This is a genomic window from Lentisphaera araneosa HTCC2155 (assembly GCF_000170755.1).
Taxonomy (GTDB): Bacteria; Verrucomicrobiota; Lentisphaeria; order Lentisphaerales; family Lentisphaeraceae; genus Lentisphaera; species Lentisphaera araneosa.
Map to the genome: position 1 here is coordinate 1 of NZ_ABCK01000012.1, position 23,149 is coordinate 23,149.

The following is a 23,149-nucleotide window of genomic DNA, read 5'->3' on the forward strand; positions in this document are numbered from 1 at the left end:
CTGTGCCCCTTATTTTTGTCACAGTTCTGATCATGGGCACCCAGCTGGCCCCGGACCATGGATGGTGCATGCCATGCAGCAATTGATTGTAGGTATTTATCAGCAGAGTGGGGCCAATGATAAAGACGTTTTATTAGGCTGTGAGGCAGCGGCAGCTGAACCCTTTATGGAAAACCTTCCACTCAATGATTTGCGCTTTAATCAAGTTTTGAGCTATGGTAGATGGGTGCCGGCTTATGCATTTATTTACCATGAATACGTCAATAACTTTCAGGGGAATCAAGTAGAAACAAGCGAGTTTTTTGACACAGAGCAGGGGGCTAATCACTTGCTTCTGCGCACCGCTTATTCTTTTTCAATCGGCGATTTAATGACTATCGTTTTAAATGAAGAGGGCGAAATCCATTGGGCCTGGTGTAGTAAGTTCTCTGTCCCTGCACCCGATCAAAAAAGTATTATACAACTGATAAAAAATCTTAGCGCTTGGCGCAAAGGCGTCGCAAAGGATTTTTTGATTTACGGTCGCATGGAAAAACCCTATGAGATCTTAAAACCACGCCAAGCTCAAGTTTATCGTAGCGATGGAACACTTATGAATTTTGATAAAGTACTTAGTAGTCGTTTTGTTAATTTAGAGGGCAGAGACGTTCAACTTTTTGTCAATTGGCAAGATAATACTGAGCAAGTGGAGCTGAGCTTGGACACAGATCTAAAGACTATAATTATTTATAGCTCTGCCACAGGTGAAATGAGGCAAGTAAGTCCCCAGGCTTTAAATTTATCAGTTCCTCCTTTAGATAGCTTAATGATTGAGTATGTAAGATATTAAACTCACTTACACCCACAATTACAATGACAAATCAATATATCATATTGACATCACCTTAATTTTGGCGTATAATAATGATATATTGATTTAATAGGTATTGTACATGAAACAAAAATTTACATTAATTGAGTTAATGGTCGTTATTGCCATCATTGGGATATTGGTCTCACTACTCTTACCTAGCTTAAACAATGCTCGGGAGAAATCCAAGTCAGCTGTTTGTAAAAGTAACCTCAAACAAATTGGCCAATTTGCCTCCATGGCCTCAGATGACAATGATCAATGGACGGTAGCTCTTGACTGGAGTCATTCCAATCCAGGTTTTACCGGTACTTTGGTGAATTATAGTGGTACTGATAGATATATTACACAAGCAACTAAATCCGGTTTATATCACTGTCCTAGCTTGGGTAGCTTAGCTGGCACATCTCAAGCGGCTTACCTATACACATCTTATGGCGTTAATGGACTTACTGTTCCCCACGCGACTAGGGAAACTCGTGGCAATCGTAAATTAAATGAAATCGTTGATTCGGCCAACAAAGTCTATTTTGCCGATATTACTACAAATTCAATCTTCAAAGAATTTTTATATAATCCTGGTATAAGTAAGCCTCTCTTTCGCTGGCATGGCTCTAGCAGCAGTTTAGGCAAATCAAATGTTAATTGGTTCGATGGTAGTGTACGCATCGAACCCGGTGATTTCGATGCCGGGCCTGATGCTTGGAATAAGTATTTCAAAGACTTGAATTAAATGGATGTCTTTGATTCGTGAGTGATATGGAATTTGGCTATAAAATATCTATATACTGCATTTTAAAATAAGAAAATTATCTATGTATTTAATTGCCTTTAGTGCCTCTCACTCATTAAAGATGCTTATGCATATTAAAGTTCATAATTATATAATTTGATGATTTAATTATAGATAAATCATTATATTAATTTAATTTTATATCAATAAATCAAAAGTTGTTTAATTTAGATAGAGAGTTTTAATGAAACAAAAATTTACATTAGTTGAGCTATTAGTCGTTGTTGCCATCATTGGGATATTGGTCTCACTACTCTTACCTAGCTTAAACAATGCTCGGGAGAAATCCAAGTCAGCTGTTTGTAAAAGTAACCTCAAACAAATTGGCCAATTTGCCTCCATGGCCTCAGATGATAATGATCAATGGACGGTAGCTCTAGACTGGAGTCATTCCAATCCAGGTTTTACCGGTACTTTGGTGAATTATAGTGGTACTGATAGATATATTACACAAGCAACTAAATCCGGTTTATATCACTGTCCTAGCCTAGGCAGCTTAGCCGGCACATCTCAAGCGGCTTACCTATACACATCTTATGGCGTTAATGGACTTACTGTTCCCCACGCGACTAGGGAAACTCGTGGCAATCGTAAATTAAATGAAATCGTTGATTCGGCCAACAAAGTCTATTTTGCCGATATTACTACAAACTCAATCTACCAACAATTTTTATATAATCCTGGTATAAGTAAGCCTCTCTTTCGCTGGCATGGCTCTAGCAGCAGTTTAGGCAAATCAAATGTTAATTGGTTCGATGGGAGTGTACGCATCGAACCCGGTGATTTCGATGCCGGGCCTGATGCTTGGAATAAGTATTTCGGAGAACTCGATTAAGTAATTTTGATTCCAAATGAGTCTCTTGCTACATATCATAAATTCCTTCTTAGTATTTTTTATATTCATTGCTTCTCGCGGAAACACTTATAGATTTTGATGATTTAGTTTAAGACTTTTAGTCATCAAGGTGTTTTTTATATTTAATTGACTCCCTTTGACCTAAGTTGGTAGGAGGCTGAGTTTTTGCATAAAATAATATGGGCGTATTTATGAATACAAAATTTATCTTCATCATTCTTTTTCTCTCTAAGTCTCTGTTATGGGGTGCGGATGATCTTGTTTTTGCTAAAGGCTCTCAATGGGAAGTCTTATCTGTCGGCCACAAATATGCCGAGGGCATGGCCTGGGATTCAGAAGGGAACTTTTATTTTACTGATGTCCCACGTAGTCAGCTTTTTAAGATTGATCGAGAAAGTAATCAAAAAACTCTCGTAGTGGCTGATACCGGGGTCGCTAATGGCATCGCTTTCGGGCCCGATGGCCGGCTTTACGGCTGTGCTCGTGATGCTATAGCATCTTGGAACACATCAACTTGGGAAGCAAAAGTTCACGGAGTAGGGGCTCACTCAAATGACTTGGCTATTCTCGATGATGGAACATTATTTTATACGGATCCAAAAACCCATAGCATCTGGCGACTGGATGGAAAATCTAAAAAACGCAGCTTGGCCCTCTCTCTTAAATTTAGGCCCAACGGATTGACTTTAAGTCCCGATAAAAAGACCCTGTTAGTTGCCGCATTTTTTGCAGATACTATTTATGCTTTTCCGATTAATGACTTTGGAAAAGTTGAAGATGAAGCTGAGGTGGCCTACGTCTTAGCTACACCTTCTAATGGCAGGGGCCTCTTAGATGGCATGCAGGTTTTACCCAATGGTAAACTCGTTGCCGGAACAGCGCTGGGGATACAAATTGTTGAACCCCACAGCAAGGATAAAAGAGGCTCTATTATACTGATTCCTTCTCCGGTACAGGACTCCCGTTGCAATTATGTGCGCATCAGTCCCGATGGGAAATGGCTTTACGGCTGCTTTGTCAAAGAAGTGCGTCGCCGTCGAATTGAACTCAAATTAACCTCAAAAGAATGAGTCCTGTGTCTTATTCGATCGGGCATCCTCGAAGCGTCAAAGATCTATTTACAGCAAAACAAAGAGAATAAATTTTATGAAAAAAATAGTTGTTATAGCACTCTGTCTATTTAGTCAGTTTTTATTTGCCGAATCATCAAAAGCTAAAGAGGCCTGGTCTTATTTAGACAATGGAAAAATCCGCATTGGCATAGATAAGTCAAGGGGTGGGTGTATCGGCTTTTTGGGAGAAAGTAAAACGGGAAGAAATCTCTTAAATCATTTTGATGAAGGACGCTTCATTCAGCAATCCTATTATGGAAAGAGCGATGGTTCAGATTGGAATGGAAAACCATGGGTCTACAATCCGGTTCAGGGAGGGAGTTGGGACCGTAAGCCGTCTCGTCTTCTCGAATTTAAGAAAGATGACAGCAAGCAAAGTATGTATTCCAAAGTAGAGCCCCGTCGTTGGTCCAGTGCCAAGCCATGCCCGGAAGCCTTGATGGAGCAAAATATTAGCCTTCATGGTAATTTGGCAAAAATCAATTTCATCATGAATTACACGGGGCCGGATCAAGGTAAAGCAAGACATCAGGAAATGCCGGCGGTATTTGTGGATGCTCTGTTAAAAAATTTCTATTACACAAAAGAAGGGAAACTGATCACGGAGGAGCCACGGGTTTTAAAGAAAAAGGATGGTGGTTTGAAATTAGGTAAAAGTAGTTCTGAGTGGGTGGCCTATGTAGACGATAATAAGTGGGGTGTGGGGGTCTATACGCCCGGCTCGACGCTCTTTACTTGCTACAAAGCTTTAGGCAACGGAACTACAGGACCAAAGGGCTCGGCTTGTTCCTACGTTTCCCCCCTTAGAACGTATAGTTTAACACCGGGCCTAAAAGTCGATTATACTTTTTATTTAACTGTTGGAACTCTGGACGAAATCAAAGAGCGCTTTGAAGCCTTAAAAAAATCCAAGTGATTGAGAGCAAGTGCTAGCCTTACATAAGCTCAAGGTAGCGTCAACAAGTGGCCTTAGGTGGCGCTTCGCTTAGGTGGAAAGAAACAGGAAAAATAGAGTCGCCTGTGTGGTAATACCTAGGAGCGCCGATTGCTTAATCCGCAATAATGAGCCTAGAGTCTTATTCGGTCGGGTTTCCAGCCCTTGAAATTGTGTGTGGACTTTATCCGTGGGACTTTGCCCCACACTGGCATAGTTCGGGCTTCCAGCCCTAGGACTGACCGAACAAGTTCTTATATTCTCAGGAAACTCTAAGCGACGCCCATAGGTATGGAGAAATAAATTTTCCAAAAAATTTCATTTTACTGTAAGATTATGGCTTAGCGCGATAATACTGATCTAAGAATGAATAGGTGAGAGCTCGAACTCTTACTTGAATAATTTGATTTATTTAGTTTAAATAAGAAGGAAAATATTATGGATCGTCGCCAGTTTTTAAAATCAAAAATCGCAGGTACTGCAATCTTAGCTTCTTCGGGCTTAGTTTTTAAAGCGGATGCACAGAACCTGCCAACGCAGAGTGAAGAAAGTCCGGATATGTTGGATGTGGATGTTTTAGTTGTGGGCGGTGGTTCGGCTGGTCACGTGGCCGCTATTCAGGCTGGACGCATGGGTGCAAAAACAGTTCTTCTTGAACGTAACTCACAGCTGGGCGGTACAACCACGACTGGCGGCGTTTGCTTCCCCGGCCTCTTTCACGCTTGGGGTAAACAGCTTATCTCTGGTATTGGTTGGGAGCTGGTAAAAAAATCACGTGAAGTCGATTGTAAGCCCCTTCAGGATTTCTCTGTAGCTAATAAAGGTCACGTTTATTATCATGTTGATATCAATGGTCAGCTTTATTCTCTCTTAGCCGAAGAAGCCTGCCTCGATGCAGGTGTTTCACTGGCTTATTATCAGTTCCCAGAGAAAGTGACAGAGACGGCAAATGGTTGGCTTGTTGATGTCGTTGGTCAGGGCGTGCGTTACCAATTGCGCTGTAAGCAAATAATTGACTGTTCTGGTGGTGCAACTGTAGCGGGGATGTTGGGTATGGAGCGCATGCGTGGCGAAGAACGTCAACCTGGGACACACTCTGTCATCTACAAGGGTTTTGATATGGCTGTGGTTAATAAAAACAAAAAGAAAATTCAGTCCATGTATAATCAGGCGCTTAAAGAAGGCCGTCTTCAGAAGGGGGATACCTGGGGCGGAAATGCTTTCCAACCCATTCAAAGTAGAAGTGGTAATTGTAATCACATTTTTGGCGCGGATTCTTCTACTGCAGCAACGCAAACCCAAACAAATCTTGCGGGGAGGAAGTCGATTTTGCGCATGCTTAAATTTCTTAAAACAATTCCCGGTGGTGAAAAAGCGAGCATTGATCGCATGATGACCGAAACTGCCAGTCGCGAAACTTACCGCATCAAAGGTGAGCGAGTGCTAACGGTAAATGATTACACCAGCGGGCGAACTTTTAAAGACTCACTCTGTTATTCCTTTTATCCTATCGATTTACACGATAAAAATGGTGTAAAACCCCGAAAATTAAAACCGGGAACCTTCCCCACTATTCCGAGAAGTTGCCTCATCCCAAAAGGGTCGAAAAACTTCATGGTGGCAGGTCGTAGCCTTTCAAGTGACCGTTTAGCCAATTCCGCAGCACGTGTCCAAGCCACTTGTATGGCCATGGGGCAGGCCACTGCGGTGACCGCTGTACTTGCTGCTAGGCAGAGCAAGACTCCGGGTGATGTAGATTTGGCTGAAATCCGCGCCGAACTCATTAAGCATAATGCAATTGTCATTGGTGGACTAAAAAGTGCCAAAGCCGAGCCCAAAGAAGCTAAAGTCGAGTCGCAAGAAGCTAAAACGCAGGTCTTAAGTGGGGATAGACTTTTAGTGGATGCTGTGACTGCTCATGCAATAGGTTCTTGGCAAAAAAGCAGTAATTCTAAACCTGCCATTGGTTCTAACTACCTTCACGATAACAATCAAGCAAAGGGTGAAAATTCTTTAACTTTCGACATCAAAGTCGAAAATCCCGGCAGGTATGCAATTAAGTTTTTCTACAGTGCTCATGAGACTCGTGCAAATAATGTGCCTGTGTCGATAAGTATTGGCGGGCAAGTGACAGAACTTAAAGTCAATCAACAAAAGAGTGATGATGGCGGATTTGTACTTGGTCAATTTGATATCCAAGACCAGGTAAAAATTGTTATTTCCAATGCAAATACAAGTGGCTTTGTGATTGTCGATGGCTTGGAACTTAAGACAACTAAGACAACTAAGGCAAAGCTTAAGATATAAGCTTAGGGCTAAATTTTGAAAAAGAAAAAACAACTCGTTAATCTCCTGGTGGCCAGCACTTTTCTCGTGCTGGTGGTCTCGGGCTTGATGGCGTATTTCAGACCCTTTTCAATAAAAACCACTGGCTTGCATTCCTTGATGGGATTTTTCTTTATCCTACTTATATACCTACATGTGAAGCATAATTTCACGGGTTTGAAAAAAAGCTTTCAGGGAAAAAATCTAGTGCTGACTTTTAGCATCACAGGCTTGCTGACAGCCCTGTTTATTTGGCAGCCCAAACCCGTTCAAGCGGTCTTGGGTTTAAGTAATAATTTGGGTGCGGCTCAGGATCGTTTTGTGATGAATGATAAGGGCATGATTTATAATTACACGCCAACGCCCAAATATAAGCTTAAAATAGAAGTGAGAGCGGGTAAAAACTACCAAATTGAAAAACCACCGCAAATGGCGATTTGGTTGCAAAATCAATCCTTTTACCACATCAAAACTTTGCACAGTACGCAAAATACTGAAGAATTGCCATACTGGTCCTGGAAAGTTAAAGAATATAATAAAGCGAAAAAAGAAGCCGAAGAAAACGACGGGGAAGTTTTAGCTGTAAGTGGGGCGACTCCCAATAGTTCATTTGATCCACGGGATTATATTTTGCCCGAAAGAAATGAAGAGCCCTTTTATTTGATGATCGAAGTGAATCAACCCGGCGATGGTAATGAATCTTACCAGGATCAGCCCAGCATGATATATAGAATTGAGATAGATAATAAATACCCCACGGCCTTTCAGGTATTTGAGCTCATGGGCTACTCAAAATACGATGATCAGGACGAGTCCTGGCAAGCCTATTATCCCGATGGCTCCGTAACGACGGCACTCAAGCTTATTGATAGTGCCTTACTCACTGTAGAGAGAGATTAATGAGAAAATTTTTATTTCTTTTATTTTGTTTAATAAGTTTGCCTTTATTGGCATTGGACAAAAAGCCCAGCGTTCTAATTATCAATGTGGATGACTGGAATGACTGGAACGAAGTCCTGCAGGGACATCAGCAAGCTATTACGCCCCATATTAAACGCTTAGCTGAACGCGGTATCACCTTCAGTAATGCGATCTGTGTCTCACCTTCCTGCGTACCTTCCCGTCCGGCTTTCTTTACCGGCATAGCTCCTTGGCGCTCCGGAAATATTTCCAATGATAATGGTCGTCGGCCCTGGCGTTTTTACGCAGGGCAAGAAGCCGTTACCATTCCTAAGCTCTTTTCGCAAAATGGCTGGGAAAGCATTGGTATAGCCAAGAACTTCCACAAAGGGGACAAGCCGGAGTTTGATACCTATATTCCGCCACCCAAAAAGGTGAATAAAGTTAAGGGCGTTGGAATTAGACTCAACTCTTCTGCTGTTTGGGATATTGCCGATGTGCCGGTCACTGAAATGTCTGATTACAAAGCTGCCAGTCTTGGCATAGAAAAGATTCGGTCAGTTAAATCCTCTTTATTTCTTTCGGTGGGTATTTATCGCCCCCACGTTCCATGGATTGTGCCACAAAAGTATTTTGATATGTATCCGCTGGAAAGCCTGCAGCTGCCTGAAGCCCGCAGTGATGACCTGGATGACTTGCCGGAGCGTTTTAAGTTAGTCGCCGGCTTTGAGGCAAAGTTCGGTAAAGGCTACCATGAAAATCTAGTAAAAAAGGGCTACGATAAGCAGTTTGTTAGGGCTTACTTAGCGAGTGTGACTTTTGCCGATGAGCAAGTCGGACGCCTTTTAGATGCCTGGTACGCCAGCCCCCATGCAGAAAATGGTTATGTTATTCTGTGGAGTGATCACGGTTACATGCTGGGAGAGAAAAGTGCTTGGTCAAAGATCAAACCCTGGTACAATTCATCGCGCAGTAATTTTATGATTGCCGGGCCGGGCTTAGAGAAGGGCGCAATGTGCAATAAAGCCGTTTCGCTTTTGGACCTCTACCCCACGCTCATAGATTTACTTGGATTGCCAAAACCACCGCAAAAACTCGATGGCAATAGTTTGTTAGCTTTGCTCAAAGATCCACAAATGGATTGGGATAAACCTGTACAAATGACCTGCCAAATGGATGGGGTGTTTTTTGAATCAATTCTTTCCAATGATTATCGCATGACGCGTTTAGCAACAGGTGAAACCGAGTTGTATAAACTAACGAGTGATCCCCATGAATTTCGTAACCTAGCTGGAAACCCTGAGTATGCAGCGATTATTAAAAAGATGGAAAAACATCTTTCCTTTTCTTATCCGGCCATACCCGAGGACGGTTGGATTAAAGCCGAACTGATTCCCGCCCAGACTTCGGCGGATTATAAGTTGCGGGGCAACTGCCATTACTTGAGGAGTACAGACGGAGCCGGGAAAATGCTTTACGCCGACCTCAATGCAGGGAAGGGCAGCTATATCGATTTTATTCTAGAAGTCCAAAGCCCGGGAACTTACCGCTTGGAAGCCGCGATGTCAGCTAAGGGAAAATTTTTAATCCAAGTCGATGATGTGAAAAACGATGCCGCTCAATCGGATAATGGCTACCCAATGAAAAATATCGCTCAATTACCCGCGTCGACAGAAATGACTAAGTTAAATTTAGGCGTGGCTAAATTTGATGCACCCGGTCTTAAAATCATTCGTTTTGTTTCGCAAGTTCCCAAGCAACAGATGAAGTTCCATCGCCTGCGTTTACTAAAAGATGACGATGCGCAGGAAGTTGCCGATTAACAATCGGTGTAAAAGTAGGGCTAACTAAATTATTTGTCGTTTGGCTGACGTCACACGCTACTCTCTATCGCTACTTTGTACCTTAGCCTCTTTAGCGTGCGTATTTGCGGAGTCCGCAAAGGTGTTTTTATCGAAGTGAATTTAACCACGGATTACACAGATTAACACAGATTTGTATTTTGAGCGTATGGTGATTTTTGCTACTATTTATTCTTTTTTATGATTAAAGAAGTAGGTGATTTTAGTGGTTAAAATATCTTTTTGTTTTTTTGATTCTAAAAACCGGACCCAGCAAAGAGCACGAAAAAGCACGAAAACTCTCTAATGATTCTAAATTATATCTGTGTAAATCTGCGCCATCTGTGGATGATTATAGATCTATAAAACTTCTTTGCGAAGACCGCAATAGGGTACCGATTAAAAATCGGCTCTCCCGGCTATTTAAGTTATTCAATTAAAAAGCATATAAGATAAACTTATTTCCGTTTAAGTTATAAAAAATGTTAAATCATTGTCGTTAAATGTTAGTTTACGATGACTGTGGTGTAGAGATATAAAAACGTTATGAGGTTAAAATGAATATGTCTTTAAAGTGGGTTTTATTGTCCATACTTTGTTTCACAGTTAGCGCAGTAGATACTAAACCCAATATAGTACTCATCATGGCTGATGATATGGGCTATGAATGTCTGAGTTCGAATGACAGTAAGGATTATCGGACACCAGTTCTAGATAAGTTAGCAGATGAAGGGATGCGCTTTGAGCAGTGCTTTGCCAATCCCATCCCATCTGCACTCCATCTCGGGTAAAGATCATGACTGGCCTCTACAACAAGCGCAATTTCACAAAATTTGGGGTTTTAGATAGGTCTCAGATTACTTTTGCACATCAACTCAAAAAAGCTGATTATACCACGGCTATCGCCGGCAAATGGCAACTGGGTAAAGAAAAAGATGCACCACAGCATTTTGGTTTTGATCAAGCCTGTTTATGGCAGCATTTTCGTCCGAAAGCTAAAGCAGGAACGACTTTTGATAGTCGCTTTCCCAATCCTCAGTTAGAGATCAATGGCGAGGCTGTAGATTACAATAATGGTGAATATGGCCCGGATGTCTGTGCGGATTTTCTCTGTGATTTTATGGAAAGCAACAAGGATAAGCCCTTTTTTGTGTATTACCCAATGATCCTTACTCATTGTCCCTTTGATGCGACGCCGGATTCCTTGGCTTGGGATCCAAAGTCTCCAGGATCTAAAACTTACAAAGGTCCGGGGGATAATGCCCAAAAGAAAATTCATTTTCGCGACATGGTTCAGTACGCCGATAAAATTGTAGGAAAAATGATTACAAAGTTAGAGGCTCTGGGTATTCGCGAAAACACTCTTGTGATTTTTACCGGAGATAACGGCACGGATTCTCCCATTGTAACAGCTTGGAATGACCGAGAGGTGGTGGGTAAAAAGGGCAAGGTTCTCGACGAAGGCACAAGAGTTCCTTTTATTGTCAACTGGCCGGGGAAAGTACTCGCTAAAGTAGATAAAACAGAGCTCGTTGAATTCTCCGATATCATGCCCACGCTATGTGAACTTAGTGGTGCAGCACTTCCCGATAATTACCCGGGTGATGGATTAAGTTTGTGGCCGACTCTTTCCGGTAAGGGCACTCGAAATAAAAAACAAATTTACATCTGGTATTTCAAGGGTGGTGAATGGGCACGCAACGTTAATCACGGCGTTTTGAAAAAGGATGATAAAATCACTTATCAAAAATTCCCTGCTCATTTTGTGGAGGAAAAAGTTAACTTTGACTCGGTTAGTGAAAAAGATCAGGCGATCTTTACTAACTTAAAACAAGTGATCGATGAAATGGCCTCCCAGGAAAGCCTCTTTAAACCCAAAGCTAAAAAACAAAAGAATAATAAAGTAAAAAAGAAAAAGAGTTAAATTCTCTGAGCTCAATTAAGCTTATTTTAGAATTTTTGTGACGATTTTGTCATATTAAAAAAGCTTGTGACAATTGTAGAGAAAACTGATTTTAGTATTATCTACAGGAGCAAGTATGAACGAAGAAAATATTGAGCCCGATTCTGATAACAAGTTACTTTTTATTTTACGGCTATCGGCTTTTTTGTGCCTCTTTGGCTGGGCATGGCAGCACCTCTTATGGAAAGCACCCTATAGTGCCTTGATTGGACAGGAAGGTGCTTTTCTTCATTTAGCGGATAATCAGATTGCACTTTTAACCCGACTTATCGGAGTAGCATTTCTTGTCATGTCGGGCCTGTGCTGGACGGTCAAAAAAGAAAATTCCGGACAGATTATGACTTTAGCCGTAGCTGGACTTCTGCTCATATTTATGTTTTTCTGTCGCTTTGTGCAAGTTAATTACGCTTTGCCAAATTTTATTGAGCACGGCGGTCAAATGCTTTCTCCCTTACTATTAATTTTGGCTCTTAAATTTGGTGTGAGGAATCGTGCCGTTTTAGCCTCTGTGATATTGGCTTTTTGCATGACTTTTATTGGCCATGGTATTTATGCTTCAGGACTTTATACCACGCCGCTGCACTTTTATGCCTTAGTGGAAGGTTCGCTTGCTTTGACGGGGCAGCCTGCTGATATTATGATAAAAACAGCTGGTTACCTGGATTTCATTATTTGCGCGGCGCTATTTTGTAAGCCCTTGCGTGGCTACTGCATGGCTTACGCGGTTTTTTGGGGCGCAGCTACAGCTTTGGCCAGGCCCGTCGCCGGCATGTCTTTATCCTTAGCTTTTCTTGGGGCGGATCAATTTCTTCAGCAGGCCATTTGGCGAGCACCGCATGCTTTGATCCCTTTGTTTCTCTTCTATTACTTTGCTAAATCAACTGAATCTAAATCAGAAGAAGTGTTTGTTGAACAGGGGTTGAAAGTTCAAAAAGATTTTTAATTATGTGATAGATTTTGAAGGTTTTATACAATAATTATGGTGTAGCTTTCTTAAGATATGTAAACGAAAAAAACTGTATCTTGTAATATTTACTCACTTGGAGACAATTATACTGTGATTAAAAAATTTGAAAAAAAAGGAACCGCAATGAAGTGGCTTGTTTACCTGTCTCTATTCTTAGGCTTTACGTATATTTTAAATAGTGCTCCACTGGAACTCAAAGATGGGGATCGTGTTGCCTTTGTCGGAGGTACATTTATTGAGCGCGAAGCGGAATATTCTTTAATTGAAACTTATTTAACTTTAGCTCATGCCGAAAAGGATATAAAATTCCGCAATCTCGGCTGGTCAGCAGATACCGTTAGAGGTGAATCACGCGGCTATGAAAAAATCGGAGCAGGTTATGCTCCATTATTAAAAAAGGTTTCCGATACTAAACCGACAAAAATTATTCTTGCTTATGGTGCCAATGAAGCCTGGTCGGGTAAAACAGGCTTAGACAAATTTGTTCAGGATTACAAAACGCTGATCAATGATTTAAAAGTCAGAAATAATGCCGAAATCATTTTGATGAGCACACCGCGTCAGGAAAATCTGGGCGGAGCGTATCCAAACCCTGCAGATTATAATCACTTGCTTAAAATCTATTTTTCTGCAGTCGAAAAATTGGCTGCTGACCAGGGGCTTACTTACATCGACCTCTTTAGTGAAATCCAAGATATCAAAGGTTTGACCACAAATTCAATCCACCTCAACGAAGATGGCTACAGACGCATTGCAGAAGTTCTCAGTGGCTTGAAGAAAAATGATCACAGTAAAATAACTAAAAAAGGACTAGCTGAGGGGACTTATGACGTTCAAGTAAAAGGAAAAATGCTTTTTAGAACGCAGGCATCTGAATTGGGAAAAGGGCTTGAGCTCAAACATTTAAAACTCCACGAAAAGCTTCTTCAGAAAGAAATTAGAGACAAAAATGAACAGTTTTTCCACGCTTGGCGCCCGCAAAACAACTCCTATATCTTTGGCTTCAGAAAGCATGAGCAGGGACAGAACAGTAAAGAAGTTATTGAGTTTGCCGAAAAAGTAGTCGGCTATGAAAAGAGAATTACTGAATTAAAGAAACTGACAAAAGTCAGTCCTCAATTTGTCCTCGCTTCTGAAATCAAGAGAAAAGCTAGTTCGGATAATGAAAAACTTATTTTACCTCCTGAAGAGGAAATCAAGACTTTTAATTTACCAAATGATCTCGAGGTATCGTTGTTTGCTACTGAGCCGATGATCATCAACCCAACGAATATGAACTGGGATAGCAAAGGGCGTCTTTGGGTAGCCTGCACACCAGATTACCCTCAAATTAAGCCGGGGCATCTCGCCAGTGACCAAATTGTTGTTCTTGAGGATACAGATAATGATGGAAAAGCTGATAAGCATCACGTCTTTGTTGATAATGTTTTGATCCCCACCGGTGTTCTACCGGGCAATGGCGGTGTCTATGTTTCCAACTCAACTGAATTGATTCACTACAAAGATACAGACGGCGACATGAGAGCCGATGAGAAAAAAATTATCATGTCAGGTTTTGGTACGGAAGACACTCACCATATTATCCACACGCCTTATTGGGGGCAGGATGGTATGCTCTACTTTAGTCAATCAATTTACATTAACAGCCATATCGAAACTCCCTGGGGAGTCGAGCGTCTTTGGGCCGGCGGCATTTGGCAGTATAACCCCCATACAGAACGCCTTCAGGTTTATTCCCGCGGTTTAGTTAACGCCTGGGGATTTAGTATGGATAAATACGGTCAGACTTTTGCTACAGATGGTGCTGGTGCTCACGGTATCAATTATCAGTTCCCGGGTGTAGCTCAACTCACGGCACGCGGAACAAGTCATTTGTACCCGGGGCTCAACCCCGGTCAGCCCAAGCACTGTGGACTAGAGACGATTTCGGGTGATCATTTCCCGGAAAAATATCGTGGTCTCATGGTCACTAATGACTTTCGCGGTCATCGCACAAATACTTTTAAACTCACTGAAAATGGCAGTGCCTTTGTTTCCAATCAGCAACTTGACATAATATCTACCGGCTCAGGAAAACTTGATCGCAGTGGCAAAGGCGGAGGCTTCCGTCCTGTGGATGTAAAAATGGGACCTGATGGAGCACTCTATATTGCCGATTGGTCAAATATCATTATTCAGCACGGTGAAGTGGATTTTCGCGATAAGCGCAGAGATCAATCTCATGGTCGTGTTTGGAAAATTAAAGCAAAGGGAAAAGACTTAAAAAGAACTGTTGATTTCACTTCCTTATCAACAGCAAAATTGCTTGAAAACCTCAAGTCTGATGATCGCTATGTCGCTGACATGACCAAGCGTGTCCTTATTGAAAGAGGGGCAGACTCAGTAGAGCCTGAGCTCCTTAAGTTTCTCACTAAAGAGCAGAGCGACTATACAAAACTTCAGGCTCTATGGTTGCGCAGAGGATTCAACTTGCCGGATAGTCAGTTACTGCTCGATGTTTTAAGTTCAGAAGATTACCACATTCGTGCAGCCGCTCTGCGCGTAGCCGCCCAGCAGTACAGCAAGGATCCAGGTATTTTGAAAATATTTAAAGTATTTATTCGTGATAAAGCAGCTATTGTTCGCCTTGAAGCTGTTAACGGAGTGAGAGCTTTAAACAGTAAAGAAGCAGTAGAAGTAGCACTCCAAGCCCTAGATAGTGAAGTTGATAAGACAATTGATTATGCGCTGAAGCTTACCGTAAGAAAACTAGCTCAGCAATGGATTGGTAAAACGCTTTTTAACGGCAATATCAAGCACCTAATTTACGCAGTAAGTGCAAGTGAAAACCCCAGAGCTTTAGACGCTCTCTATCAAGCCTATAAATCCGGAAAAATTCCGGCGGATCAGCAAAGTAAAGTGTTGAGCCTCATTGGTGAATTGGGCAATAGAAAGCAGCTCACGGAACTCTTTAAACTCTGTTTATCTCCCAAGTTGTCGGATGATGATAAAAGACTTGTCCTAACTTCATTGCTGCACACTAATCGCACGAGGGGTTTAAAACCCAATGTGGACTTTAAACTCATAGAGAACTTCTTGGATAACAATAAGCTTAAGCATATAAGTATAATGCTGATCGGTGAATGGAAAGTAAACGCATTGGCAAATAAGCTTGCTAAGCACGCGCTCGAGGGAAATAACCAAGCTTTTGTGGCCCTTGGCAATCTGCAATGTCAGGATTCTATAATAACATTGCTTTTGATTATTGAACAAAAAGCAGGTCAAAAAGAGGCTGTTAAAGCTGTAGCAGCCTTGGCTTCTCTGGATATGACTATTGCGGTTGAGCGTGCGGTCGAAATCTTTAAATCTCACAATACTAAGCTTGACTATGGTTCCATATTTACGGCCATTTTAAAAGATAAAGAAGGCCCTGAAGCACTTAGGTTGGCACTCCAAGGCAAAACTATTGATTCATCTATTGCTTTGCTGGGCGTTCAGCGAGCCAATACAATGGGACGTGATTTAAGTGCATTAATCACGAGCTTAAATAAAGCCGGCGACCTAAAGCCGATGAAGCAGTCTTTGACTGAAGATGAAATGACGGCTCTGATCAAAGCAGTTCGTGAAAAAGGCAACCCTCACATGGGGGAGAATATCTATCGCAAGCAATCGATTGCCTGTATCAATTGTCACGCCATTGGCGGAGCAGGTCCAAAAATTGGTCCGGATTTACTAAGTATCGGCGCTTCGGCCCCCATTGATTACCTAATCGAATCTATCTTGCAGCCCAGCAAAAAGATTAAAGAAGGTTATCACATGACTATGGTGAGTACGAAAGATGGTAAAATGATTGCCGGTTCTGAGGTGTCTGCCAATGATAATGAGGTCGTTATTCGCGATGCCTTAGGTAAGAAAATTCATATACCGACTAGGAATATTAAAACTAAGCAGATGAACCCCATGTCGATGATGCCTCCGGGCTTAGCAGCCTCTTTAAGTGAGGAAGAATTTATCCACATGATTGCTTTTCTCTCGCAATTGGGTAAAGAGGGTGACTTTAAATTATCGAATAAAAGATATATACGTACCTTCAAAGTGGTGGATCAAAAATTAATTAAACTCAACTGGGATCAGGTCGGCTCCTTTAATTATCAAACAGCACTGACAAAAGTGGATGCCACAATTCAGGTAAAAGATAAGAAGCTCTTTCCCAAAGCCAAACCGGTTCTAAAATTTGATATCGATGTTCTCAAAGAAGGTCAATTGACCCTGAAATTCTCCGATATTAAAGGGGTGACAACTTATAAAGTGAGCCGTGAAAAATTCCAGGTTGATGCCAAAACAAATACCGCCACGGTAAAGGTGAATAAAGGTAAAATGAGTATCATTCTAGTTCTTGATAAGTCTTATAGCTCTCAAGATCTACAGGTACAGATTTTTGAGCCAAAAACGAGTGCCTTGATAAAGCTGTAATAAGAGAAAAAGTTAGATCTAATCAACGTTGCCACCTTCGGTAAGATGAGCGAAAAGTAGATCATAGAAAAATCTCTTTACTCCGATAATATCTAAAAGCTTATTTTTGTGTAAGAAGCACAAAAATAAGCTTTAGTCTTTTAGGCTTGTCATATTCCCGTAAGTTCGTGACAATTGTATTGAAAGGAAGCTTTATTTATTAGGCTAAAGCTTCTACAATAAGAAAAATTGAATTTGTATATGAGTGAAGACGAAAGCATTTGGGAAACACTTTTTGACCGCGCCGATGAGGATGGGCGTGAAAAAAGTCTTTTAAACAGAATTTCTACGGTTGAAAACCGTTACGAGACTCTGGAAGTCGCAGGTGCAGGTGCTATGAAACGGGTCTTTAGGACCAATGATAGAGTTTCTGATCGTCTTATTGCCAGAGCAGTTCTTAAAGATCCGGAAAATGACCAAGCGGTTGAAAGTTTTTTGCGGGAAGCGCGAATTATTGCCACTCTTCAGCATCCGAATATTGTTCCTCTTTATGATATGGGAGTCGATGACTCAGGGCAACCTTTTTTTACCATGCGCTTACTCGATGGACTTACACTGACTAACATTCTAAATGAATTGAATAAGGGTAATGCGGAGTTTATCGAAAAATATACTTTATCCAAAAGAATAGATGTCTTTCTAAAAATCTGCGATGCCATGGCTTATGCCCATTCGGAGGGTGTTGCTCATCTAGACCTAAAACCTGATAATATTGCTGTCAGTCAATACGGTAAAACCCTTGTGTGTGACTGGGGCATAGCGGCTATTATTGGTAGTGAAGATAAGTTCGAAACCTCCCTTCTGGAAAGCTTCGATTATTACTCAAAGCGCTATTATACACTGAGCGGCGAAATTAAAGGTACGCCAGGGTATATGTCGCCAGAGCAGGCAAAAGGTGCTGAAGAAGTGAAAGATGAACGTAGTGATATCTTTGCCTTAGGTTGTATCTTTTATGAACTTCTCTGCTTTGAAAAAGCCTTGGCTGGTGATGGTTTAGCTTCTATTATTGCGATGACGATCAGTGGGGCAGTGGATCCCCCAGTTAAAAGACGCCCTGATTTATTCGTGCCCGAAAGTCTAAGTGCTATTTGCATGAAAGCCATGCGCAAAGACCCCGATCGACGCTATCAGAAAGTAGAAGAAATTATTGCTGATATCGATGCCTACCGGCAGGGCTTTTTAACGGAAGCCGAAGACTTTTCATTTAAAAAACAATTTTACTTGCTTTACAAAAGGAATCGACAGATTTGTCATGTGGCCCTAGGCTTTATTATCATTATCATCTTGGGGTCTTTTTACTTTGTTGATAGTCTTAAAAAAGAAAAAGAAGCAACCGACCAAGCTCTCGAACACTCGGAAAATCTTCGAGCTCAGAATCAAAAAATCTCGGTTGAGGCAAGCGAGAATTATGCCCTCAAGGCGAGAACGGCTTATTACCGCTTTCAAATGCTTCCTGCAACTGACCTTTGCGAAGCCGCTTTAGCACTTGATAGTAATAATGAATTAGCCATATCATACCTCGCGAAAATTTTACTGATTCAACAGAAGTATAAAGAATCCTATGAAAAAAGTCTTAGCTACATGTCTTTGCAACAGCCAAAAAGACGAGAGTTTAAAGAAAAAGATTTACGTGAATATACTCAAAAAATGCTCAGTTATCATGAAAGTGAGCATCAGGACATAAAACGTATTTATCCCAATGTTCAGGAATTCTTGAAGATTGAAGATCGTTTTGTTCTCATTGCCCAGCTTTATGCCTGGGCAATTATGGAAAAACAAAGTTTTGTGGATGATAAACTAAAAGAGATTGAGGCAGATATCAGCTGGCTCTTAAGCCATGAAAACGGCAAAGAAGTTAAGTGTAAGTTGAGCAGTGAAGTAGGGGGCTTTTTACTTGACCTCTCAGGCAATGGCGATTTAGCGGATATTCGCAGTATTGGTCAGCTTCCCATAGTGAAACTGGATTTGAGAGGTACACGCGTCAAACACATGAGCTTTGTTAAACCGGATGCCATCAATTTATTTGGACTGGATTCTTTTAGAAAGACCAAGATCTTATGGGTGGATAAGGAACAGGAAATTGCGCCGGATACATTTAGAAATGCAACGGTTCATTATCATTAACCGATTTCTCGCTGTAGCCTCTGTATTTCTTTAAACATCTTCTCTTCAACTCGTTTCTTGTTGACAGATATGGTGTTTTTTGGTATCGATAAACGCTCCGCAATAATATCAAAGGATTCACCCTTCATCAAAGCTTCAAAACAGAGGCGTGAGTTTTCACTCAAACCATCTTTAATATTTTGCCAGGCTTTTTTTGAGATAAAAACTTTCCATTCACGATCACTTATGGCCTCGATATCGGGGGGGAGTGAAGTCGGCAGTTCGAGTTTTTTATCTAATTCGGAACGTCGACTATGCTTGCGGATGTGATTGTTGACGGTGAATTTTGCGATGCGACTCAACCAATAACGAAAGCGACCCTTGTCGGGATCGTAGTTAAAATCAGGTAATTTTTGCCAACAGATGACCAGCGTACTTTGAACGTGGTCTTCTATTTCCACAGGTCGAACACCTAGATTTTTGATAATCACATAGATGTAGGGGCGATAGATTTCAATGAACTCATTCCAGGAATCTTCGTCCTGGGTACTTTTTATCTTTTGTAAGAGAGTCTGTCGCGTATAGTTTTCCATTAAATAGAATATCGGAGCAATAGAATTTCTTCTAGTTCTTTATTGTCAAATTTTGGTGATATTTCTTAAGCTCGAAGTAAATGATATGAGATATAGCTAAGTTCTGTGTATAAGGATGGAGGCAAGGAGCGCCGATTTGCAATCGGCAATTAAATTGCGGAATTAATATTTTGTGTATTTCAGGTAATGCTCCAACGCCTGACCCAAAAACTGCAGGCCGAAGGCCGATCTGCAGTGAGCGTAGCGAACGATCTGCAAGCGAAGCGATCTGATTACTTTATTCAATCGCACGCTAAAGCGTGGACTACATACATGCGTCTTTTATCCTGGGAGCGCGGCATTCCAATGCCGCATTGAATCACAAAAAAAGCCCGGCAGTTTAATGCCGGGCTTAAGAGTTGAGTGTGTTAGCTTTATTTAGCTAAGATAGACTCAGCGTAAACTAACTCGCCGCTTAAGGCGTCGTAGAACTGGAACATCACCTGAGGAATAGGGAAGGCTACACGACGTGTACCACCTAATTCTTTTGGGTTATTGAACACATTATTTACTTTGATAACGCAGAAGTGAGGGAATTTGCGGGCATCGCGAGGGATGTCGTTCATGGCTGTAGTAGACCAGCGAATTTCGCATTCACGAGGACCGTATTTAAAAGGGCCATTCATTGGACGATTACCTTCGTCACTAGGGCGGTGATTGACCGAGTTGTGAGGCCCGGAAGCGAATTCCCAAACGGAGTCAGTGATTTTGACTGAGTAAGAGTTGTGTAGGTCACCGGAAAGGATGAAGACTTTTTTGCCGAGCTTATCCCAGAAGTCGATAAGTTTTTCACGTTCATCAAAGAACACCGTCCAGGCATCATCTTTTGTGGGAGCCGCAAAACTTACCGCACCGCCGCCACCGACGTGGGGAACCATGAAGTTTACAGAAGAAACCACGAAGTAGAACTCAGCATCTTTTTTAGCCATGAGGTTCATCATCCACTCACGTTGCTTTTTGCCGATCATCGAGATGCCTTTCTTATAAGGATTCTTGATGTCGTGGGCATCGCGCTGGGATTTGGTGTCGAGTAAAATAAAGCGGCAGTTAGCAACTTTGAAGGTACCGAAATTATCGCGACCAATTGAGTAATGACTCTCACGAGTTTCTGCGAGTGGGGGATTGATTTCCAATGTGTGTTTGTCGATGACTTTTACGATCTCATAAACTTTTGCATTGGGATCGCCGCCTTCTTTGTCTCCGTTGACACTATCAATCAGACCTGCGTCTTCTGTGCTCCAGTGAATGTGAAGGTTGGTGGTTTCCTTAAAATTAATTTTAGTGAAGTCAGCCGATTTATCCACGAGGAACTTAGAACCCTTTTTGGCCTGAGTTCTACCAAAGTGAATGCCCTGCGTTGTTTCAGTAGGATTGGCCCAGCCGAGGTAGTCGTACCAGCCTTGAGTTCCCGTGTCTCTGAATACAGCGCGACGGTCTTGGAAACCTACTGTCGACGTACCAATGATGTCGTTGAGTAATTCGTGGTCATCGAAAGTAAAGAAACTTGGGAGGTTGCGGTGCCAGTCCATGAGGTTGGGAGCGCGATGCATATAGGTTTTGTAATTTTCCCATACACCTGTGAGGTGCGGTGCATCTTCAAGGATTTTTGGGACTTCTTCAGTACCAACCTGTTGTTTCCACTGCTCCACAGTGAAATCGCGGTCTTCTTCGTAGATCCAGTCACCATTTTGTATAGCAAAATCAAGATTATTGCGGAAATTATTATTTAAAGTATCATATGCCGGAACGCCGTAGCCAAGGCCATTATTGGGGTTTTGGTTATTACCGCAGGCAAACTCAAATGAAAAGTTAAAAAGTCCCTCAGGATTGAGATCAGACTTCAAGAGTTTTGTGTCGTTAAGTGTTTTGAATGATCCCTCTGGACTAATTTGCTTACCGTCAGAAAAAATGGCGTAGAAATACTCTGTGCCCGGAGTCAAATCCGTCAGCTCCACAGTTCCGGTATTGTCGTGACTTAGTTCAGTAGAAGTCGTTTTTGAACGAATATTCAAAGCACCTTTTTCAGTGCCATATCTCACGTAAAAACTATCAGGAGCTTCCGTTCTGCCCCAGACTTTGATACTATCGGAATCAACAGCGCCGAGAACCGGACCGTGTGACAGTGGTGCCTGGTTTTCTTTAAGTTGTTGATTAGCACAAGAGACCACGAAGGCCATGGATAAACAGCTAAATAATTTTCTCATTTTTTCCCTTTATTAATTTGTGTATTACACCATTATTGTGATGAGTTTTGCCTAAATGACACAAAATTAAAAAAAATGTTTTTTTAGTTGAGAAAAATTTTACCTAGCTTAAGAAATCTCTTCAAAAGAATTTAAAATTCAACCTTTTTTAATTAAACTTATTTATTTTAGTCATGTTTATGGATTTTACGACAATTAATGAGTATATTGGCAAATAATGAACAAAGGAGTTCTCATGATATTATCGATCATTCCAACTGGCTTCATTCTCATTTCGCTCTCGCTTTTATTAAGCTGTAAAGCAGGGGAGAAATCCACAGAACAGACTCCAGTACTTAAAGAGAAAAAAGTAGCGGAAGCCGACAAGCTTGAAGATAAAGCTCAACTTCTTCCGGCAGATCACCCCTTTGCTCAGTGTGCTACTTGTCATGGCGTGAATGGTGAAGGTAATCAGGAGCTATTTAGTCCCCGGATTTCAGGTCAGAATTCCGCGTACATTAATCAGCAAATTGAATCCTATAAGATGGGGTGGCGAGGGAAGGATCCCAAAAATCCTCATGGCCTAATTATGGCGGAAGTCGCAAAAAAGCTAAGTAAAGAAGATTTGGAAAAGATCAATAAGTATCTCAAGACAGTGAAAGCAGAAGAAAAATCCCCGCGTTTGTATGCTAATACAATTCGCGGCGAACGCCTCTACAGAACAAATGGCTGCTCTTATTGCCATGGAGATAATGCCGAAGGTGACCCGGTCAATAAGGTGCCAAGGTTGAATCATCAGCATGGTTGGTACATGCTCAAGCAATTGAAGAATTTCAAAAGTGGCGTGCGCGGGGCTCATGCCGATGACGCCATGGGGCATACCATGGCCTTCTACGCAAAAACTATTCATGATGAGCAGTCAATGCACGACATCATTTCATGGATTACTTCCATCTCCAAGAAAAAATAGGGCGAGAGCATATTATACAGATTTGACTAAAATCCATGTGGCTAGTCCACGCTTCAGTCTGCGATAGAATAAAGTAATCAGATCGCTTCGCTTACAGATCGTTCGCTACGCTCACTGCAGATCGGCCTTCGGCCTGCAGTTTTTTGGTCAGGCTTTCGGGGATTACCTGAAGTACACAAAATATTAATTCCGCAATTTAATGCCGATGATAAATTTGATCTCCTAAAAA

16 protein-coding genes are annotated in these 23,149 nt (G+C 41.6%); 14 read left to right on the plus strand and 2 right to left on the minus strand.

Annotated features, from left to right (window positions below; genetic code table 11):
- The 13 genes from LNTAR_RS12905 to LNTAR_RS12960 form a co-directional block, all read left to right on the plus strand.
- Window positions 1–829 (plus strand): DUF6259 domain-containing protein (locus tag LNTAR_RS12905; RefSeq protein WP_007279151.1); only part of this gene is annotated, 829 nt, incomplete at its 5' end.
- A gap of 103 nt (window positions 830–932) precedes the next feature.
- Window positions 933–1,583 carry a type II secretion system protein gene (locus LNTAR_RS25750; protein WP_007279152.1) on the plus strand — a complete coding sequence of 217 codons (651 nt, stop codon included), beginning with the start codon at window positions 933–935 and terminating at the stop codon, window positions 1,581–1,583.
- 244 nt (window positions 1,584–1,827) lie between these two features.
- On the plus strand, window positions 1,828–2,478 hold the full coding sequence (locus tag LNTAR_RS25755; protein ID WP_007279153.1) for a type II secretion system protein: 651 nt from the start codon (window positions 1,828–1,830) through the stop codon (window positions 2,476–2,478).
- Window positions 2,479–2,690: 212 nt separating this feature from the next.
- The gene (locus LNTAR_RS12920) at window positions 2,691–3,569 is read left to right on the plus strand and encodes an SMP-30/gluconolactonase/LRE family protein (protein WP_157473562.1); all 879 of its coding nucleotides are present in this window, start codon (window positions 2,691–2,693) and stop codon (window positions 3,567–3,569) included.
- A gap of 76 nt (window positions 3,570–3,645) precedes the next feature.
- Entirely contained in the window at window positions 3,646–4,527 is an 882-nt protein-coding gene (locus LNTAR_RS12925) for a hypothetical protein (RefSeq protein ID WP_007279155.1), read from the plus strand.
- A 456-nt stretch (window positions 4,528–4,983) separates the two neighbouring features.
- Entirely contained in the window at window positions 4,984–6,852 is a 1,869-nt protein-coding gene (locus tag LNTAR_RS12930) for an FAD-dependent oxidoreductase (protein ID WP_007279156.1), read from the plus strand.
- A gap of 15 nt (window positions 6,853–6,867) precedes the next feature.
- Entirely contained in the window at window positions 6,868–7,770 is a 903-nt protein-coding gene (locus tag LNTAR_RS12935) for a DUF4405 domain-containing protein (protein WP_007279157.1), read from the plus strand.
- Complete coding sequence (locus tag LNTAR_RS12940; protein ID WP_007279158.1) at window positions 7,770–9,593, plus strand: sulfatase; 1,824 nt, start codon at window positions 7,770–7,772, stop codon at window positions 9,591–9,593. Before LNTAR_RS12935 ends, LNTAR_RS12940 begins: the two co-directional genes overlap by 1 nt.
- Before the next feature lie 581 nt (window positions 9,594–10,174).
- A complete protein-coding gene (locus LNTAR_RS28225) occupies window positions 10,175–10,402 on the plus strand; it encodes a sulfatase-like hydrolase/transferase (protein WP_157473564.1) in 228 nt (75 codons plus the stop codon).
- A gap of 5 nt (window positions 10,403–10,407) precedes the next feature.
- Entirely contained in the window at window positions 10,408–11,535 is a 1,128-nt protein-coding gene (locus tag LNTAR_RS12945; RefSeq protein ID WP_007279160.1) for a sulfatase-like hydrolase/transferase, read from the plus strand.
- A gap of 115 nt (window positions 11,536–11,650) precedes the next feature.
- Window positions 11,651–12,517: a hypothetical protein gene (locus tag LNTAR_RS12950; protein ID WP_007279161.1), complete on the plus strand. Its 867-nt coding sequence runs from the start codon at window positions 11,651–11,653 to the stop codon at window positions 12,515–12,517.
- 147 nt (window positions 12,518–12,664) lie between these two features.
- Window positions 12,665–16,993 carry a PVC-type heme-binding CxxCH protein gene (locus LNTAR_RS12955; protein ID WP_052607322.1) on the plus strand — a complete coding sequence of 1,443 codons (4,329 nt, stop codon included), beginning with the start codon at window positions 12,665–12,667 and terminating at the stop codon, window positions 16,991–16,993.
- A 240-nt stretch (window positions 16,994–17,233) separates the two neighbouring features.
- Window positions 17,234–19,156 carry a serine/threonine protein kinase gene (locus LNTAR_RS12960; protein ID WP_007279163.1) on the plus strand — a complete coding sequence of 641 codons (1,923 nt, stop codon included), beginning with the start codon at window positions 17,234–17,236 and terminating at the stop codon, window positions 19,154–19,156.
- On the opposite strand, the gene LNTAR_RS12965 is transcribed toward LNTAR_RS12960, so the two are convergent.
- Both LNTAR_RS12965 and LNTAR_RS12970 read right to left on the minus strand, forming a co-directional pair.
- Window positions 19,153–19,728 carry an RNA polymerase sigma factor gene (locus LNTAR_RS12965; RefSeq protein ID WP_007279164.1) on the minus strand — a complete coding sequence of 192 codons (576 nt, stop codon included), beginning with the start codon at window positions 19,726–19,728 and terminating at the stop codon, window positions 19,153–19,155. The genes LNTAR_RS12960 and LNTAR_RS12965 overlap by 4 nt on opposite strands.
- A gap of 413 nt (window positions 19,729–20,141) precedes the next feature.
- Window positions 20,142–21,971 (minus strand): alkaline phosphatase D family protein, encoded by a 1,830-nt coding sequence (locus tag LNTAR_RS12970; RefSeq protein WP_040914904.1) that lies wholly within the window; start codon window positions 21,969–21,971, stop codon window positions 20,142–20,144.
- A 235-nt stretch (window positions 21,972–22,206) separates the two neighbouring features.
- Here LNTAR_RS12970 and LNTAR_RS12975 point away from each other — a divergent pair, with 235 nt between their 5' ends.
- Window positions 22,207–22,920: a c-type cytochrome gene (locus LNTAR_RS12975; RefSeq protein WP_007279166.1), complete on the plus strand. Its 714-nt coding sequence runs from the start codon at window positions 22,207–22,209 to the stop codon at window positions 22,918–22,920.
- Window positions 22,921–23,149: the final 229 nt, after the last annotated feature.

Bases quoted from the DNA above. Each gene is read 5' to 3' on its own strand.
- LNTAR_RS25750 (WP_007279152.1), top strand. From the start codon at position 933: ATGAAACAAAAATTTACATTAATTGAGTTAATGGTCGTTATTGCCATC.
- LNTAR_RS25755 (WP_007279153.1), top strand. From the start codon at position 1,828: ATGAAACAAAAATTTACATTAGTTGAGCTATTAGTCGTTGTTGCCATC.
- LNTAR_RS12920 (WP_157473562.1), top strand. From the start codon at position 2,691: ATGAATACAAAATTTATCTTCATCATTCTTTTTCTCTCTAAGTCTCTG.
- LNTAR_RS12925 (WP_007279155.1), top strand. From the start codon at position 3,646: ATGAAAAAAATAGTTGTTATAGCACTCTGTCTATTTAGTCAGTTTTTA.
- LNTAR_RS12930 (WP_007279156.1), top strand. From the start codon at position 4,984: ATGGATCGTCGCCAGTTTTTAAAATCAAAAATCGCAGGTACTGCAATC.
- LNTAR_RS12940 (WP_007279158.1), top strand. From the start codon at position 7,770: ATGAGAAAATTTTTATTTCTTTTATTTTGTTTAATAAGTTTGCCTTTA.
- LNTAR_RS28225 (WP_157473564.1), top strand. From the start codon at position 10,175: ATGTCTTTAAAGTGGGTTTTATTGTCCATACTTTGTTTCACAGTTAGC.
- LNTAR_RS12945 (WP_007279160.1), top strand. From the start codon at position 10,408: ATGACTGGCCTCTACAACAAGCGCAATTTCACAAAATTTGGGGTTTTA.
- LNTAR_RS12950 (WP_007279161.1), top strand. From the start codon at position 11,651: ATGAACGAAGAAAATATTGAGCCCGATTCTGATAACAAGTTACTTTTT.
- LNTAR_RS12955 (WP_052607322.1), top strand. From the start codon at position 12,665: ATGAAGTGGCTTGTTTACCTGTCTCTATTCTTAGGCTTTACGTATATT.
- LNTAR_RS12960 (WP_007279163.1), top strand. From the start codon at position 17,234: ATGAGTGAAGACGAAAGCATTTGGGAAACACTTTTTGACCGCGCCGAT.
- LNTAR_RS12965 (WP_007279164.1), bottom strand. From the start codon at position 19,728: ATGGAAAACTATACGCGACAGACTCTCTTACAAAAGATAAAAAGTACC.
- LNTAR_RS12970 (WP_040914904.1), bottom strand. From the start codon at position 21,971: ATGAGAAAATTATTTAGCTGTTTATCCATGGCCTTCGTGGTCTCTTGT.
- LNTAR_RS12975 (WP_007279166.1), top strand. From the start codon at position 22,207: ATGATATTATCGATCATTCCAACTGGCTTCATTCTCATTTCGCTCTCG.